At 60.4% G+C, this 13,006-nt stretch carries 11 protein-coding genes; all 11 read right to left on the reverse strand.

Annotated elements, in window-relative coordinates:
- Positions 1–43: 43 nt before the first annotated feature.
- Entirely contained in the window at positions 44–1,747 is a 1,704-nt protein-coding gene (locus tag AB1Z34_RS04095) for a cytochrome c biogenesis protein ResB (protein WP_187401356.1), read from the reverse strand.
- Positions 1,748–1,762: 15 nt separating this feature from the next.
- Complete coding sequence (locus AB1Z34_RS04100) at positions 1,763–2,623, reverse strand: cytochrome c biogenesis CcdA family protein (RefSeq protein ID WP_367157977.1); 861 nt, start codon at positions 2,621–2,623, stop codon at positions 1,763–1,765.
- 23 nt (positions 2,624–2,646) lie between these two features.
- A complete protein-coding gene (locus AB1Z34_RS04105; RefSeq protein ID WP_367157946.1) occupies positions 2,647–3,261 on the reverse strand; it encodes a TlpA disulfide reductase family protein in 615 nt (204 codons plus the stop codon).
- Between the two features lie 55 nt (positions 3,262–3,316).
- Complete coding sequence (locus AB1Z34_RS04110) at positions 3,317–4,015, reverse strand: histidine phosphatase family protein (protein ID WP_367157947.1); 699 nt, start codon at positions 4,013–4,015, stop codon at positions 3,317–3,319.
- Positions 4,016–4,022: 7 nt separating this feature from the next.
- Positions 4,023–5,369 carry a glutamate-1-semialdehyde 2,1-aminomutase gene (hemL, locus tag AB1Z34_RS04115; RefSeq protein WP_049190552.1) on the reverse strand — a complete coding sequence of 449 codons (1,347 nt, stop codon included), beginning with the start codon at positions 5,367–5,369 and terminating at the stop codon, positions 4,023–4,025.
- A 35-nt stretch (positions 5,370–5,404) separates the two neighbouring features.
- On the reverse strand, positions 5,405–7,996 hold the full coding sequence (locus tag AB1Z34_RS04120) for a cation-translocating P-type ATPase (protein WP_069359109.1): 2,592 nt from the start codon (positions 7,994–7,996) through the stop codon (positions 5,405–5,407).
- A gap of 19 nt (positions 7,997–8,015) precedes the next feature.
- Complete coding sequence (locus AB1Z34_RS04125) at positions 8,016–8,396, reverse strand: hypothetical protein (RefSeq protein ID WP_016421991.1); 381 nt, start codon at positions 8,394–8,396, stop codon at positions 8,016–8,018.
- Positions 8,393–9,037, reverse strand: a complete 645-nt coding sequence (locus tag AB1Z34_RS04130) for a hypothetical protein (protein ID WP_016421990.1) — start codon at positions 9,035–9,037, stop codon at positions 8,393–8,395. Before AB1Z34_RS04130 ends, AB1Z34_RS04125 begins: the two co-directional genes overlap by 4 nt.
- A gap of 45 nt (positions 9,038–9,082) precedes the next feature.
- Positions 9,083–10,141, reverse strand: a complete 1,059-nt coding sequence (gene hemB / locus AB1Z34_RS04135) for a porphobilinogen synthase (RefSeq protein ID WP_049172406.1) — start codon at positions 10,139–10,141, stop codon at positions 9,083–9,085.
- A 47-nt stretch (positions 10,142–10,188) separates the two neighbouring features.
- Complete coding sequence (locus AB1Z34_RS04140; protein ID WP_367157948.1) at positions 10,189–11,856, reverse strand: uroporphyrinogen-III synthase; 1,668 nt, start codon at positions 11,854–11,856, stop codon at positions 10,189–10,191.
- Between the two features lie 204 nt (positions 11,857–12,060).
- On the reverse strand, positions 12,061–12,993 hold the full coding sequence (gene hemC / locus AB1Z34_RS04145; RefSeq protein WP_049190547.1) for a hydroxymethylbilane synthase: 933 nt from the start codon (positions 12,991–12,993) through the stop codon (positions 12,061–12,063).
- Between the last annotated feature and the right edge of the window lie 13 nt (positions 12,994–13,006).

Consider the following 13,006-nt stretch of genomic DNA (forward strand, 5'->3'; position numbering starts at 1 on the left):
CGCGTTCACCCTGTGGCAGGGATGGGCCGGACTTAGTGGTCAGTTAGCTTTTGGTCTCATTGTCCGTGCTGTCCTTATCGGCATTGTCATCCTTGGCAGCATCGTTTCCTTCGCTGTCCTCGTCATCACTGTCGCGCTCCAGGATGTCGTCAACGATGTACTGGAACTCCTCGCCCCAACCTGCCTTGTCTGTGCGGGCAAGGCCACCGAACTCAACGCGAGTGCGGCCATCCTCCAGCGGGAACATGCGCACCCAAACACGCCGGCGCTTAATACCCAGCGACATCACCATGCCCGCCAGTGCGGCCACAGTAGCCACCAGCACCCAGAACTGCGTGGGATCGTGCGAAACCTGCAAGTTGACGAATTCCTTCGCACCGAGGAATTCAATCTTGGTGCCGTCGGCAAGCTCTGTGGATTCGCCCTGCTTGAGGTTGACGCGGGCCTCCTTTTCCAGCTGACCCGAGTGCATCAGGTCGCGGTCGAGCGAGAACAGGCCCTGCGAACGGCCAGTGTCCAAGCCAGCGTCGCCTCGGTAGACGTCGACGGCCACAGCCGGGTCTTGCATCGCCGGGTAAGAGGACTGCAACAGGGCACCCCCTTCACCAGTGAACTCGGCGGTCGGGGCGAACAGGCCCTCAATCGCAATCTGGTTCTGGCGGCGCTCGAACAGGTCCGGGTACATGCCTGCAGGCGGGTCAAAACGCAGAGCACCCGAAGACAGGAAGTACGTCAGGTCATCTGGTCGGAACTGAACAATCGAAGTACGCGACTCACCATTCGGCCAGGTCACCTTGAACGCCGGGGCAAAGCCGTGGCCCTGTAGGTACACGCGGTCACCTGCGATGCGCAGTGGGTGGTTGACCTGCAGCGTGGTCTTCTCCCACTCATCGACAGGCTTGCGCATGTCCTTCTCTTCCGCATAACGGATACGAGAGGTAAACATCTTGGCCTGGCCATTCGGCAGGTAGTCGGCGAAGAAGTCATCGACCTGAATACAGAACGGGTTCAACGTCGTACCGTCAAAGGTGTTGCCAGCGCGCAGCGAGTCAAAGTTCGCCGCAGCAGTATTACAGAACGGAACGCCCACCGCGCTGTTGACGTTGTCGTCAGAAATTTCGGTGCCGGTGTTGGTCAGCAAAATGACCTGACCTTCGTAATAAGTCATGCGACCCCAACCGACGACAATAATCAGCACCGCAATGCCCAGGTGAAACACCAAGTTGCCGAACTCACGCAAGTAACCCTTCTCCGCGGAAAAGGAGCGCGCCCCAGCGCGATCTTCATCTGCTGGAGTCTCGGTCAACGCCCACTTGTTCAGGCGCTCACGCACCCGCTCAGAAACCTCGTCCGCGGAAGCATCGACCACAGCTTCGTCGTGAAGCGGAAGACGCGCTAACCGTTTCGGCGCCTTGGCCGGTGGCGTCTTCATGGCCTTGTAGTGGTCGATAGTGCGCGGAATAATGCAGCCGATCAGGGAAATCAGCAGCAAGGCCACGATGGCGACGAACCAGACGGACGAGAAGACATCGAAAAGCTGCAGCTTATCCATGATCTCGGCGGTCTTGCCATTGGCGGCAAGATACTGGTCGACCTTGTCCTTATTCAGCGAGCGCTGTGGCAACAGGGCGCCCGGAACCGCTGCGAAAGCGAGGATGAACAGCAGAATCAGCGCCGTGCGCATGCTGGTCAACCAGTTCCAGACCTGCTGGAAGGGCTGTCGTACCTTATTCCAATTCACCGACATTGAAAAAATCTTTCATTAAATTGGCGTTACCGTATCAGTAATAAAAGCGGCCTGAACCCAGGCAACAAAAACATCCCACAGTCCCGTGACCAGGGCAATTCCGACCAGCACCAGCGCCACACCACCGATGATCTGAATGGTTCGCGAGTGCTTGCGCAGGAATTCCACTCCGCGCATCGCGCGTGCCGACCCCAGCGCCACCAAAATGAACGGCAGCCCCAGCCCCAGGCAGTAAGCAATAATCAGCGCTACTCCCCTAGCCGCGGTCATTCCCTGTGTACCTGCGGACACCGAAATAATTGCAGTCAGCGTCGGACCCAGACACGGCGTCCACCCCAGCGCGAACACCGCGCCAAGCAGTGGCGCTCCCAGCCACGTGGTCCAGCGCTTCGGCGCCATGCGGGTGTCCTTCTGCAGCGCCGGCACCATGCCCATGAAGGCGAGTCCCATCACGATGGTCACCACGCCACCGACAATCGTCAGCGTGCGCGCCTGCAGACGCAGCGTGGACACGAGCCCGAAAATTGAGGCCGACCCCAGCACGAAAATGACAGTAAAGCCCAACACGAACAGCAACGCAGCCAGGCCGACGCGGGCAGTCGAGGAACGCTGGCCACGGCCTCCATCGCCGTCATGCTTATCGACGGCGGTTGCGTCCGCAACTCCCGTCGTCAAGCCCTGGCCCTGCGCCCCCGATGCTCCGGAAATACCGGTGAGATACGAGACGTAACCGGGCACGAGCGGAATGACGCACGGGCTGGCAAACGAGACGAGACCAGCCAGCGCAGCAGCGAGCAGGCCTAATAGGATGGGACCGCCGGTGGCGGCGTCGGCGAACTGCTGGCCGATGCCATCGGCAAGATAAATCGTGTCCATGGCAAGAGTTCCCATGCTGGGGCCTAGCCCTCCGCCTTCACTTCATTAACAGCCTTCATCAGCATGGTGTGATCGACCTCGCGGAGGAAGACCTTGGCCGGGCGGTGCTGCTTGTCCAGAATGATGGTTGTCGGAATCACCGAAGCCGGGATGCCGCCGAGTGCGCTGGCGTTGACGAAGGCCGGGTCATAGATGGACGGGTAGGTGATGCCGTTGTCCTTCACAAAGTCGATGGGAGCCTGGCGGACATTGTCGCGGACGTTGATGCCGAGAACGGTGCCGATACCTTGCTCTTCCATCTGTTCCTGGACATACTGCAGGTCATCCGATTCGGAGCGGCACGGTGCGCACCACTGCCCCCAGGCGTTTAGGACCACAATCTGGTCCTTGAAGTCATCGAGGGAGATTTTCTTGTCGTCGTCCTCTAGAGAAGGACCGAAGACATTGCCGACCGGTTTGCGCTCCTCGGGTGCGTAGTCAATGATCTGCTGACCCCCTGGAGAAACAAACTCGAACTGACCGCCGACGGCAACGGCATCGTGTCCCACTGAATCTCCGGGGTTACATGCTGCGAGCGACAGAGACAGAGTTGCTGCCGCTAGCGTTGCTGCAATTCGGGACGATGAGACCTTAGCCACTTGGGGTGCCACCTTCCGGGGGTCAGTGAAACTTCAACAAAACTATTTATTCACCTTACAGGTGACCGGCCGGTTCACTGTAGCGCACGTCGACAATGGTGTCGCCGACGAAGACCAAGGAGGTCACGCTGGCCAGATCACACTGCCTGGTTGCCGGGTTGTGAGCCAGCTTCAAGTACCGTGCACGACGCTGAGCGGCGATGATGCACAGCTGGTGCGTCACCAGCACCGCTTCCGCTCCCTCGGCGGCCTCGCGGGCGCGCTCGATGGCGCGGAACATACGGTCCGCAATCTCCTCGTAGGGCTCTCCCCAACTCGGCACACTCGGACGACGCAGGCGTGGCCAGTACTTCGGATTCCACAGCGCGGAATCGATGCCCTTGATGTGCAATCCCTCAAAGGAGTTGCCGGCCTCTAGCAGATCTTCATCCAAGGTTGGCTTCGCGCCAATGACCTCGGTGAATGGCTTAGAGGTCTCCTGCGTGCGCTGCAGCGGAGAGCAGGCGAAGTAGCGGATGTTGTGGCCTTCAAAGGACGAGGCCGTGGCTGCTGCCTGGCGCTGACCGCGCTCCGACAGGTGCCAGCCGGGCAGACGACCGTAGAGAATTTTATCCGGGTTATAGACCTCGCCATGGCGGACGAGATGTACGACCGTGGTCTTGGCGTGCTTTGTTGCACGCTTGGATGCCTGGTTCTCTGGCTGTGTCGGCTGCGATTCCTGCTGCTCGGCCTGCGAATTGGTCTTGTTCGGCACGTGTCACCTACTCCGGCTTGGCGGTTGCCGCCGCCTCGGCCGCGCGGGCTGCTGCACGCTCGATAATCTCGAAGTCGGCGTCGGTCAGCGCAGCGGAGACGAACCAGGTCTCGTAGCAAGAAGCCGGCGGGTAGACACCATTGGCCAGTAGGGCGTGGAAGAAAGCCGGGTAGCGGAAAGTATCCGCTGCCTGCATCTGCTCAAAGTTATGGCCCTCGCCCTCGGCGAAGCGTGGCGAGAGCATCGTGCCCGCACGCTGAATGTGGTGGGCCACGCCCTGCTTGGTCAGGGCGTCGGACAGAATCGTGGCCAGGCGATCTGCATTGGCTGCGACGGTGTCATAGACATCCTTCGTGGCATTCTCCAGGTTGGCCAGGCCAGCTGCCATAGCGACCGGGTTACCGGAGAGTGTGCCTGCCTGGTACACCGGACCGTTCGGAGCCAAGTACTCCATGACGTCGCGGCGACCACCGAAGGCAGCTGCCGGCAGACCACCGGAGACGACCTTGCCGAAGGTGGTCAGGTCACCGGCCACACCATCAATGCCGTACCAGCCGTTGTAGGAAGCGCGGAAGCCAGTCATGACCTCATCGAGAATCAGCAGTGCGCCGTCTGCGTGGCAGACTTCCTTCAACTTCGCGTTGAAGTTGTCCTGCGGTGCGACGGTACCCATGTTGCCCGCTGCCGCCTCAGTGATGACACAGGCAATCTCGCCCGGGTTCTCAGCGAATGCGGCCTTGACGGCCTCAATGTCGTTATAAGGAACAACAATGGTGTCGGCAGCCGATGCACCGGTGACACCCGGCGAATCCGGCAGACCAAAAGTAGCGACACCGGAACCGGCCGATGCCAGCAGCGCGTCCACGTGACCGTGGTAGCAGCCGGCGAACTTGATGATCTTGGAACGGCCAGTGAAACCGCGAGCCAGGCGTACTGCGGACATAGTGGCCTCAGTGCCGGAGTTGACCAGACGCACCTCATCTACCGACGTGCGCTCAACGATGTGACGAGCCAGGTCGGTCTCAGCCGTCGTCGGAGCGCCGAAAGACAAACCGCGAGTGGCGGCGCTCTGAACGGCCTCCACCACTGCCGGGTGCGCGTGGCCCAGAATCATTGGACCCCACGAGCAGACCAAGTCCACATATTCGTTACCATCAACATCCACGAGACGAGAGCCCGCGGCGTGGTCAATGAAACGTGGGGTGCCACCGACGGAACCGAAGGCGCGGACCGGCGAGTTCACGCCACCCGGCGTCACTGCCTGAGCCTGCGTAAAGAACTCTGCCGAACGATCGGTGAGCTCAACGTTTTCTGGGACATGAGGAGCATTAATGTCTTGAGTCACGGTGACCATCGTAGACGGCCACTCGGATGAAGGGCTACCCTGCCCTACCAACGTCCCAGCTTCACCCTGAATAGATGCTTGCGGCGAGAGGACACTCGACGGGATCGCCAGTCGATCCACAAGCTGGAGAAAATCATCAAAAGCGATGCCAGCAGCGGGTGAATCATACCGGTCATACCCAGCAGGATGACCGCAACGTTGTAGAACCACGCAAAGTAGATGTTGGAGTCCATCATCCGCACCACAGCACGTGCGATTTCAATGGCCTCCGGAATCGACAACACGTTGTTCCGCAGTGCCACGACATCGGCGTAATCAACATCAAGATTCTGATTGCCTTCGGTGTTGTCCATCAAAACACCCACGTCAGCGGCACGCAGAGAGTCCCGGATGTCCTTGTCGCCAACCATCACGACAGTCTCGCCGTCACTGTGGACCGAACGCACCGCAATGGCCTTGCGGGAGGCAATGATGCCCGCGAATACTCGTGAGATATTCAGCCGGTCAGCAAAACGACGGGCTACTGGATACGGATCTCGCGTGATCATCATGGTGTCCACGCCCATATCCTCAAGCTGGTCAATGCTCTCGACCGCATCGGGCTTAATGTCCTCACCAATGGTGATGACACCACGGACCTTGCCACGCCACGACACCACCATCGGAGTACCGCCACTGAGCGCAGCCACGGCCATTTTCTCGCTGAGTGCAGTGAGATCACGCGGACGCCAAACACGCCCCTCAACAAAGCGCATCTCTAACTTGTCGTCGGAGTCCTTCACCGGAATCTCTACCTGGCCAACGAACGCACCATCTTCCGCAATTGCGACGTGTACGGTCTCAATCCAGTGCGGCACCTCGCCACCGCCGGAACCGGCGTCGCGGGATGCACGGCACGCGCGTACGATGGCCGCCGATGCCGGGTGGTTGCTCTCCATCATGAGAGCGCCCGCCACACGCAGAACCAGATCCGGATTTTCATTGCGCTCAGCGGCGACACCGAGCACGTGGGTGTCACCCTCGGTCAGCGTTCCAACTCGGTTAAAAATCACCACATCAGCAGCGGCCAGCTTTCGGAAAGTCTCATTGCCACGAATCAAGATTCCGTTACTAGCACCGGCCAGAATCCCGATGCGCTGCACGGTCGACGTAGACATTGCCAATGCCACCGGCGCGATGCCCGAGAGCATAGCCAGCGCCACCGCGAGGGCACCGCTCATCGTGCCCGTCGCCAGCCACCAACCGCAAAAAGCCACGCCCGCCAACGACAGCGTCCATGGCACCAGCTCTGATGCCGAGTGCACTGCGGTCTGGTGCATCACCGTTTCTTCTCGAACCGCTTGACGCAGCCAACGTGCTATCGATGACGCCCGGGTCTTGAAACCAGTGCGCTCCACACGCACCTTGAGCTCCGAATCCAGGTTGATTGCGCCGGCCCAAACCTTGGAATTGACCTTGACCTTCTGTGGTTCAACGCCGATACCGAGTAGCTGCGCATCCATCGTGGACGCACCACCGATGACTGAGCCATCAACCGGAATCACCGAGTGCGGTGGAACCACGATGTCATCACCGATATTGAGCTCCGCGACCGTCACCTCCACCCGTTTCGGCTCCGCGGATTTGGCACTCTTGCGCACGACTGTCACGTTTCGCTCAGCTGGAATGCGCAGGTTGCGCAAAATCTGTCCAGTACGCACCTTGTTGTAGCGCGTAAACATGCGACCTGTTAGCAACAGCACGGTCAGACCGCAGGCAACGTCGAAAAACACCTCTGCCGAGGCGCTTTCCCGGTAGTTGAAAGCAAACCACGTGGGCGCAGTGGTATAGCCAATCTGTCCCGCGGGGCCAAAAATAAGCTGCGCCAGTGACCACAGCCACGCCAGCAGGATGGCAATGGAGCTCGCCCCATCCAGCGCCGACATCCGCCGACGCAGAGACGCCGCCATTGCACGGTGGAACGGCCAGCCACCCCACCACACCACAATCGTGGTCAGCACAAGACACATCCACTGCCAACCCGGGAACTGCCAGTTGACGTTCAACGACGTCACCAGCACTGGAATCGATAGGAACAGGCTGCCCCAAAAGCGCTGCTTGGTCACCAGTTCACGCGCCGTGAACAATACTTCCGCACCGCCGCCGCTTCGGCGCAGGGCCGCTTCACGACGGCGAATGCGCTCCTCCTCATTCTGTTGAGCGGCAGCCGGAACAGCGGGACGGCGATGTTGTGACACATCCAGCCGAGTTGCACGACGCCGAAGCGTGCTGCGCGTGAGGTACGACTCGACCCCAATTTCGCGGAGAGCTTCGATGAACTGATTCGGATCGATGGTATCGGGCGCTGTAATCCACGCGCGTCCGGGCTTGTAGACCACAGAGGCCGTCACATCTGGAAAGGATTCCAAAACATGCTCAGCACGCTCAGCACTCTCGGCGTTTTCCAAGTTTTCCAGGATGAGTGCGAAAGCTGTGTTGGACTGGCCTCTGCGGTGTGCAAGCCGCTGATGGGCACTTTCTTCGTCGATGTCCTGACGGCTTCGTGGCAATGCCTTACGAGCAGCGACCTTGGCATCCACAATCGCTTGTTCAACGCGATTGTCCAGAGAGAAATCAAACTCACCGGTGTCACTCATGGCCTTTGAAACTTTCCGTCTAATCCTGTGGCTGGTTGGCGCGCGTGAGCGCTAATTCACGATAGAGCAACAGTAGTCCACACGCCATCGCCAGGCTGGGCGCGATAACCCATACAGTCAGCGCTCCAGCCATAATGGCAAAGAACATGGCGAGAGCCGTGATAATCACCATGATGAGCAGGCAGTTCCGGGAGAGTTTGAACTCAGTGGCCGTCGGCAAGCAGCCGCTACCAATAAGCGAGCAGACCAGCGTCACACCGGCGACGATGTAGATATCGCGGCCAACGGCGGCGGGAGCCTGCGAGTAGTCGCCGGTGACCAGTATCAAGCTCAGGACAATCTGGGCGATGAGCGCGACGAAGAGCACCCACTGCCAGGGCCGACTCGGCAGGGACATCATCGCTTGGACTCCTCAGGCTGCTTCGATTGCTTGGGCTGTGACTGGCCCAGCTGCTGTTGCCGCTTTGGATCAGCGCCATGCTTCGACGCTCTCGGCAGATGCGATTCCGGAGCGGACGGCGTCCACGGTTTCGACGGGCGCTGATGATCGAAGTAGTCCTTGGATTCCTTCGAAGCGGCGAGCACTAGGCCCGCTACCGCGGCAGTGGCCGAGGCGATTCGCACAATTCCGCTGATAAGAACGAGGGATGCCGGCACTCCCGATTCTGAAGCCGTAGAAGAGAAGAAGGACATCAGCGCCGACAGTGCCAGGTAAAGCGAGCCGATAACCAGCACGGTGCGAGCACCTTCGCTCCCCTTGCGCATTCGCTCGATGATGGCGAAGAACGCGATGCAAAGCCCCACTGCGAAAAAGAACGCGATAACGATAGTCGCCTTCATGGCAGCATCAATCTGGCCCTCGCTGAAACCCGGGAAATTCTCCTTAGCGGTTGAGGGGCTCATCAGCATTTCCGGATGCAGCCAGTAGGTCACCGTAGCTACCGCAGCGACGAGCAGCTGCAACACGGCCGTAACCCGCCACGCCTGCCTAGCTCCCTCGACCTGCTCAGGAATTGCGGGCTTCTTCTCTTCTTTAGTCATCCGTCCACTTCTCGATATTTGCTACTGCACGTTCACCCGAGCGAATTAGAACTGGGCGCGCAGCTTCTTCGCCAAGTCCACCGCTGCGTAGGTCAAAATCTGCTCCGCACCGGCACGGCGAATGCTCAGTACTGCCTCCATCATCGCAGCATCCAGGTCAATCCACCCGTTGGCGGCAGCGGCGTGAATCATCGCGTACTCACCAGAGACCTGGTAGGCGGCAACCGGCACCGGCGACATATCCGCGACCTCGCGCAGAATGTCCAGGTAGCTCATGGCCGGCTTGACCATCACCATGTCCGCACCTTCGTCAACGTCGAGCTGCACTTCAAGCAGGGACTCACGACGGTTTGCAGGATCCTGCTGGTAGGTACGGCGATCACCCTGCAGCGAGCTGCCCACAGCTTCACGGAATGGACCGTAGAAGGCGGAGGCGTACTTTGCCGAGTACGCCATGATGGAGACATCCTCATGGCCAGCGGCATCCAAGCCCTCGCGAATTGCGGCAATCTGGCCGTCCATCATGCCCGAAGGGGACACGATATGGGCACCGGCGTCGGCCTGCGCAACGGCCATCTTGATGTAGTTAATCAGCGTGCGGTCATTCTCAACGACCGTGTTGCCGAAGCGGTCCTTGCCCAGCACACCACAGTGGCCGTGGTCAGTGAACTCATCCAGGCAGGTGTCGGCCATAATCAAAATGTCATTCCCGAACTCGTCGCGGAGACGACGCAGGGCACGGTTGAGTACGCCCTCCGGATTCCAGGACTCAGAGCCCTCGCCGTCCTTGTCCGCATCCAGCGGGACACCGAAGAGGTCAACTGCCGAGATACCTGCCTCAACAGCCTCGCGCACAGCTTCTACCAGGGAGTCCTCGGTATGCTGCACTACCCCGGGCAGGGAGCTGATTGGCTTCGGCTCATCAATCCCATCTGCAACAAACATGGGCAGGATGAGATTTTTCGGAGTCAGTGTCGTCTCCGCCGTCATCGCACGCATCACCGGGTTGGTGCGCAGCCTGCGTGGGCGACGAATCGGGAGAGGAAATCCAAACTGTTCGAGATCGATTTCGCGGGATGATTCAGAAGCTCCAGATGTAGTCATAAAGACAACCTTAATCAAAACGCGAACTCGCTCCGGTACGCCCCTGCTCAGTCCTTGGTTTTACGCGAACGACGACGCTTCTTGCGCGGTGGTGGCAGCTGCCCTGCCGCCCGCAGTTGCGCAACATGCTCTGCCAGCGCATCCACCAGCTCCGGGATGCTTGCGCGCTCCGGCACGACATCTACCCGCAGGCCGTACTCGCGAGCCGTGGCTGCGGCCATCGGCCCGATGCAGGCAATGATGGTGCGAGCATGCGGCTTACCCGCGATGCCGACCAGGTTCTTCACCGTCGACCCCGAGGTGAAGCACACTGCGTCGAAGCCACCGGACTTAATCATGTCGCGGATATCCGCACTCGGTGGCGCTGCCCGCACGGTACGGTAAGCGACCACATCATCAACTTCCCAGCCCAGGTCAATCAGACCGTCGACAAGCACGTCGGTGCCGATATCGGCGCGCGGCAGCAATACGCGGTTGACCGGATCGAGATCCTCGATGTACTCCGGGAACACGTCGACAATGCCCGCGGCATTTTGACGAGTGTCATCCGGAAGCAGCTCCGGAGTGATGCCGAGATCGCGGATGGCAGCGGCGGTGCGATGGCCGACTGCTGCGATGCGGACCCCGGCGAAGGAGCGCGCGTCCAAGCCGAATTCCTGGAACTTCTCCCACACTGCGGTGACGGCGTTGACGGAAGTGAAGACAACCCACTGGTAACGGCCGTCGACAAGCCCCTTGATGGCGCGTTCCATCTGCGCCGGGCTGCGCGGTGGCTCGATTGAGATGGTCGGGACCTCAATCGGGATGGCGCCGTGCGCAACGAGACGGGCACTCATCGGCCCTGCCTGTGCCTTGGCGCGTGGGACCAGCACCTTCCATCCGTAGAGAGCGCGGTTTTCCCACCATGAGTACTTCGAACGATTGTCCACACCCTTGCCAAGCGTGACCACCAGCGGACCGGTCAGGTCACCCGAGAGCTGCGCCAAGGTGCCCAGCGTGACGTCGTAGGTGCGCTGCAGACGAGTCGTACCGTTGACAGTCACCGACACTGGCAACGACGACGGCAGGCCGCGTTCACCGAGCTCAGAGGCAATGGCGGACAGGTCGTCCTGCACGGCCTGCAGTACCAGCGGCTGCGGTGCCTGGGCCAGCTCGTCCCAGTCCACATCGGCGCGACCGAGATCGGTCTCCGTGTACGTCGAGCCCAACGCGATACCGGCAAATGCCGGAACGGTGGAGGGCACGGACATGCCAGGGACAATCTGGAACTCAACATCGGCGTGCGAGACCTCGTTGATTTCGGCCAGCAGCGAATCGTTGGTCAGCGGATTGCCTGCCACCAAACGCACCACGTCACTGCCTTTAGCAGCTTCTTCGACGAGCAGGTTGGCCATCTTCTTGGGATCGTCGATAGGCGTGCGCAAATCTGCGGCGGTCGGTGGTGCCGGACGCGGCGGCTTACGACGAGATCCCTTGGCCTTGGCTGCGGCGCACATGCGCTCGTACTCTTCCTCGGCTTCCTTCAGCAGCTCGGGAGGAACAGGCACATCGGTTGCGACGAGCTCTCGAACCCCCGGCATGACATCGGCGTCGACGTAGGCGATAGCGGTGTCTGCGAGAATCTCACGGGCGCGAAGCGTCAGCAGGTCGGGATTTCCAGGACCAGCGCCGACGAACAGGATGCGTCCCGTTGCTGAGGGGAGGGAGGTGTTCATCGTTGCGGAGTGATTTCTTTTCTATTGGTTGTTCACTTTTCGTGCCGATGAGTCTCTAAGGAAGAAAGCGGACATGCGCCAACGCATGTGAGTGGCAGGTGGACACCTGAATCTCACATGCGAGCACACGAAGGAAACCCTTATCCCAACGGCATGCATACAGGCCTATTAGCATAAAGGGTTTGAGCCAAATTAACTAACCGGCTACTTTTGAGATTCCCGCAGGGTATCGCCCATTACCTCATGAGCACCCCGTTCGAGCAGGGCCGCCGCAACCTTCCGGCCAAGCTCATCGGCCTTATCCACGTTTGCGGTAGCGGTCTCGAGCAACTGACGCGAACCGTCGAGTGCGAACACCCCCGCCTGCAGGGTGAGTTCACCACTGTCGCTCACGGTTGAGTAGGCCGCGACCGGAGCGGTGCAGCCCGCTTCCAGCTCATTGAGTACCGCGCGCTCAGCGACAGCGCGGGCATGGGACACCGGGTGGTCAATCTTGCGCAGAATATCCACAATTTCGCGGTCAGCAGTGCGGCACTCCAGCGCCAGGGCGCCCTGAGCCGGGGCCGGCATGAGGACGTCCACGTCCAGGGATTCCGCAATCTCTCCGAGGCGACCCGTGCGCTCCAGTCCGGCGCGAGCCAGAATGACAGCGTCCAAGTCCTCAGAGACGCGCCCCATGCGGGTTTCGATGTTTCCACGCAGTGGTACAAGTTCCAGGTCGGAGCGCAGCGCACGCAACTGAGAGACACGACGCGGCGCGGAGGTACCCACACGAGCCCCCTCAGGCAGGTCCATCAGCGGCGTGGCATCGCGGGAAATCAGCGCTTCTCGCGGATCGACGCGCTCCGGCACGGCTGCGACCATCATGTCGTCTTCCGGCAGGGTCGGCAGGTCCTTAAACGAGTGCACGATAATGTCGCACACCCCCTCGCGGAGTGCATGACGCAGCGCCTGGGTGAAGACACCGATGCCAATCTTTTCCACCGGGTCGTGGCGGTTATGGTCACCGGCGGTCTTTACAATCACCAGCTCTGCAGGCTGTCCCAGCTCAATCAGTGCATCACGGACGTGACCGGCCTGTGTCGTGGCCAGTTCCGAGCCCCTGGTACCGATACGAATAGTCGCTGGGTCAGGCATGTTTCCCTCCGGG

The organism is Corynebacterium sp. 045007 (genome assembly GCF_040743205.1).
In the GTDB taxonomy this organism is placed as follows: domain Bacteria; phylum Actinomycetota; class Actinomycetes; order Mycobacteriales; family Mycobacteriaceae; genus Corynebacterium; species Corynebacterium jeikeium_D.

Coding starts and splice junctions, on each gene's coding strand:
- AB1Z34_RS04130 (WP_016421990.1), bottom strand. CDS start 9,037: ATGACTAAAGAAGAGAAGAAGCCCGCAATTCCTGAGCAGGTCGAGGGA.
- AB1Z34_RS04125 (WP_016421991.1), bottom strand. CDS start 8,396: ATGATGTCCCTGCCGAGTCGGCCCTGGCAGTGGGTGCTCTTCGTCGCG.
- AB1Z34_RS04100 (WP_367157977.1), bottom strand. CDS start 2,623: ATGGACACGATTTATCTTGCCGATGGCATCGGCCAGCAGTTCGCCGAC.
- AB1Z34_RS04120 (WP_069359109.1), bottom strand. CDS start 7,996: ATGAGTGACACCGGTGAGTTTGATTTCTCTCTGGACAATCGCGTTGAA.
- AB1Z34_RS04140 (WP_367157948.1), bottom strand. CDS start 11,856: ATGAACACCTCCCTCCCCTCAGCAACGGGACGCATCCTGTTCGTCGGC.
- hemL (WP_049190552.1), bottom strand. CDS start 5,369: ATGGTCACCGTGACTCAAGACATTAATGCTCCTCATGTCCCAGAAAAC.
- AB1Z34_RS04095 (WP_187401356.1), bottom strand. CDS start 1,747: ATGTCGGTGAATTGGAATAAGGTACGACAGCCCTTCCAGCAGGTCTGG.
- hemB (WP_049172406.1), bottom strand. CDS start 10,141: ATGACTACATCTGGAGCTTCTGAATCATCCCGCGAAATCGATCTCGAA.
- hemC (WP_049190547.1), bottom strand. CDS start 12,993: ATGCCTGACCCAGCGACTATTCGTATCGGTACCAGGGGCTCGGAACTG.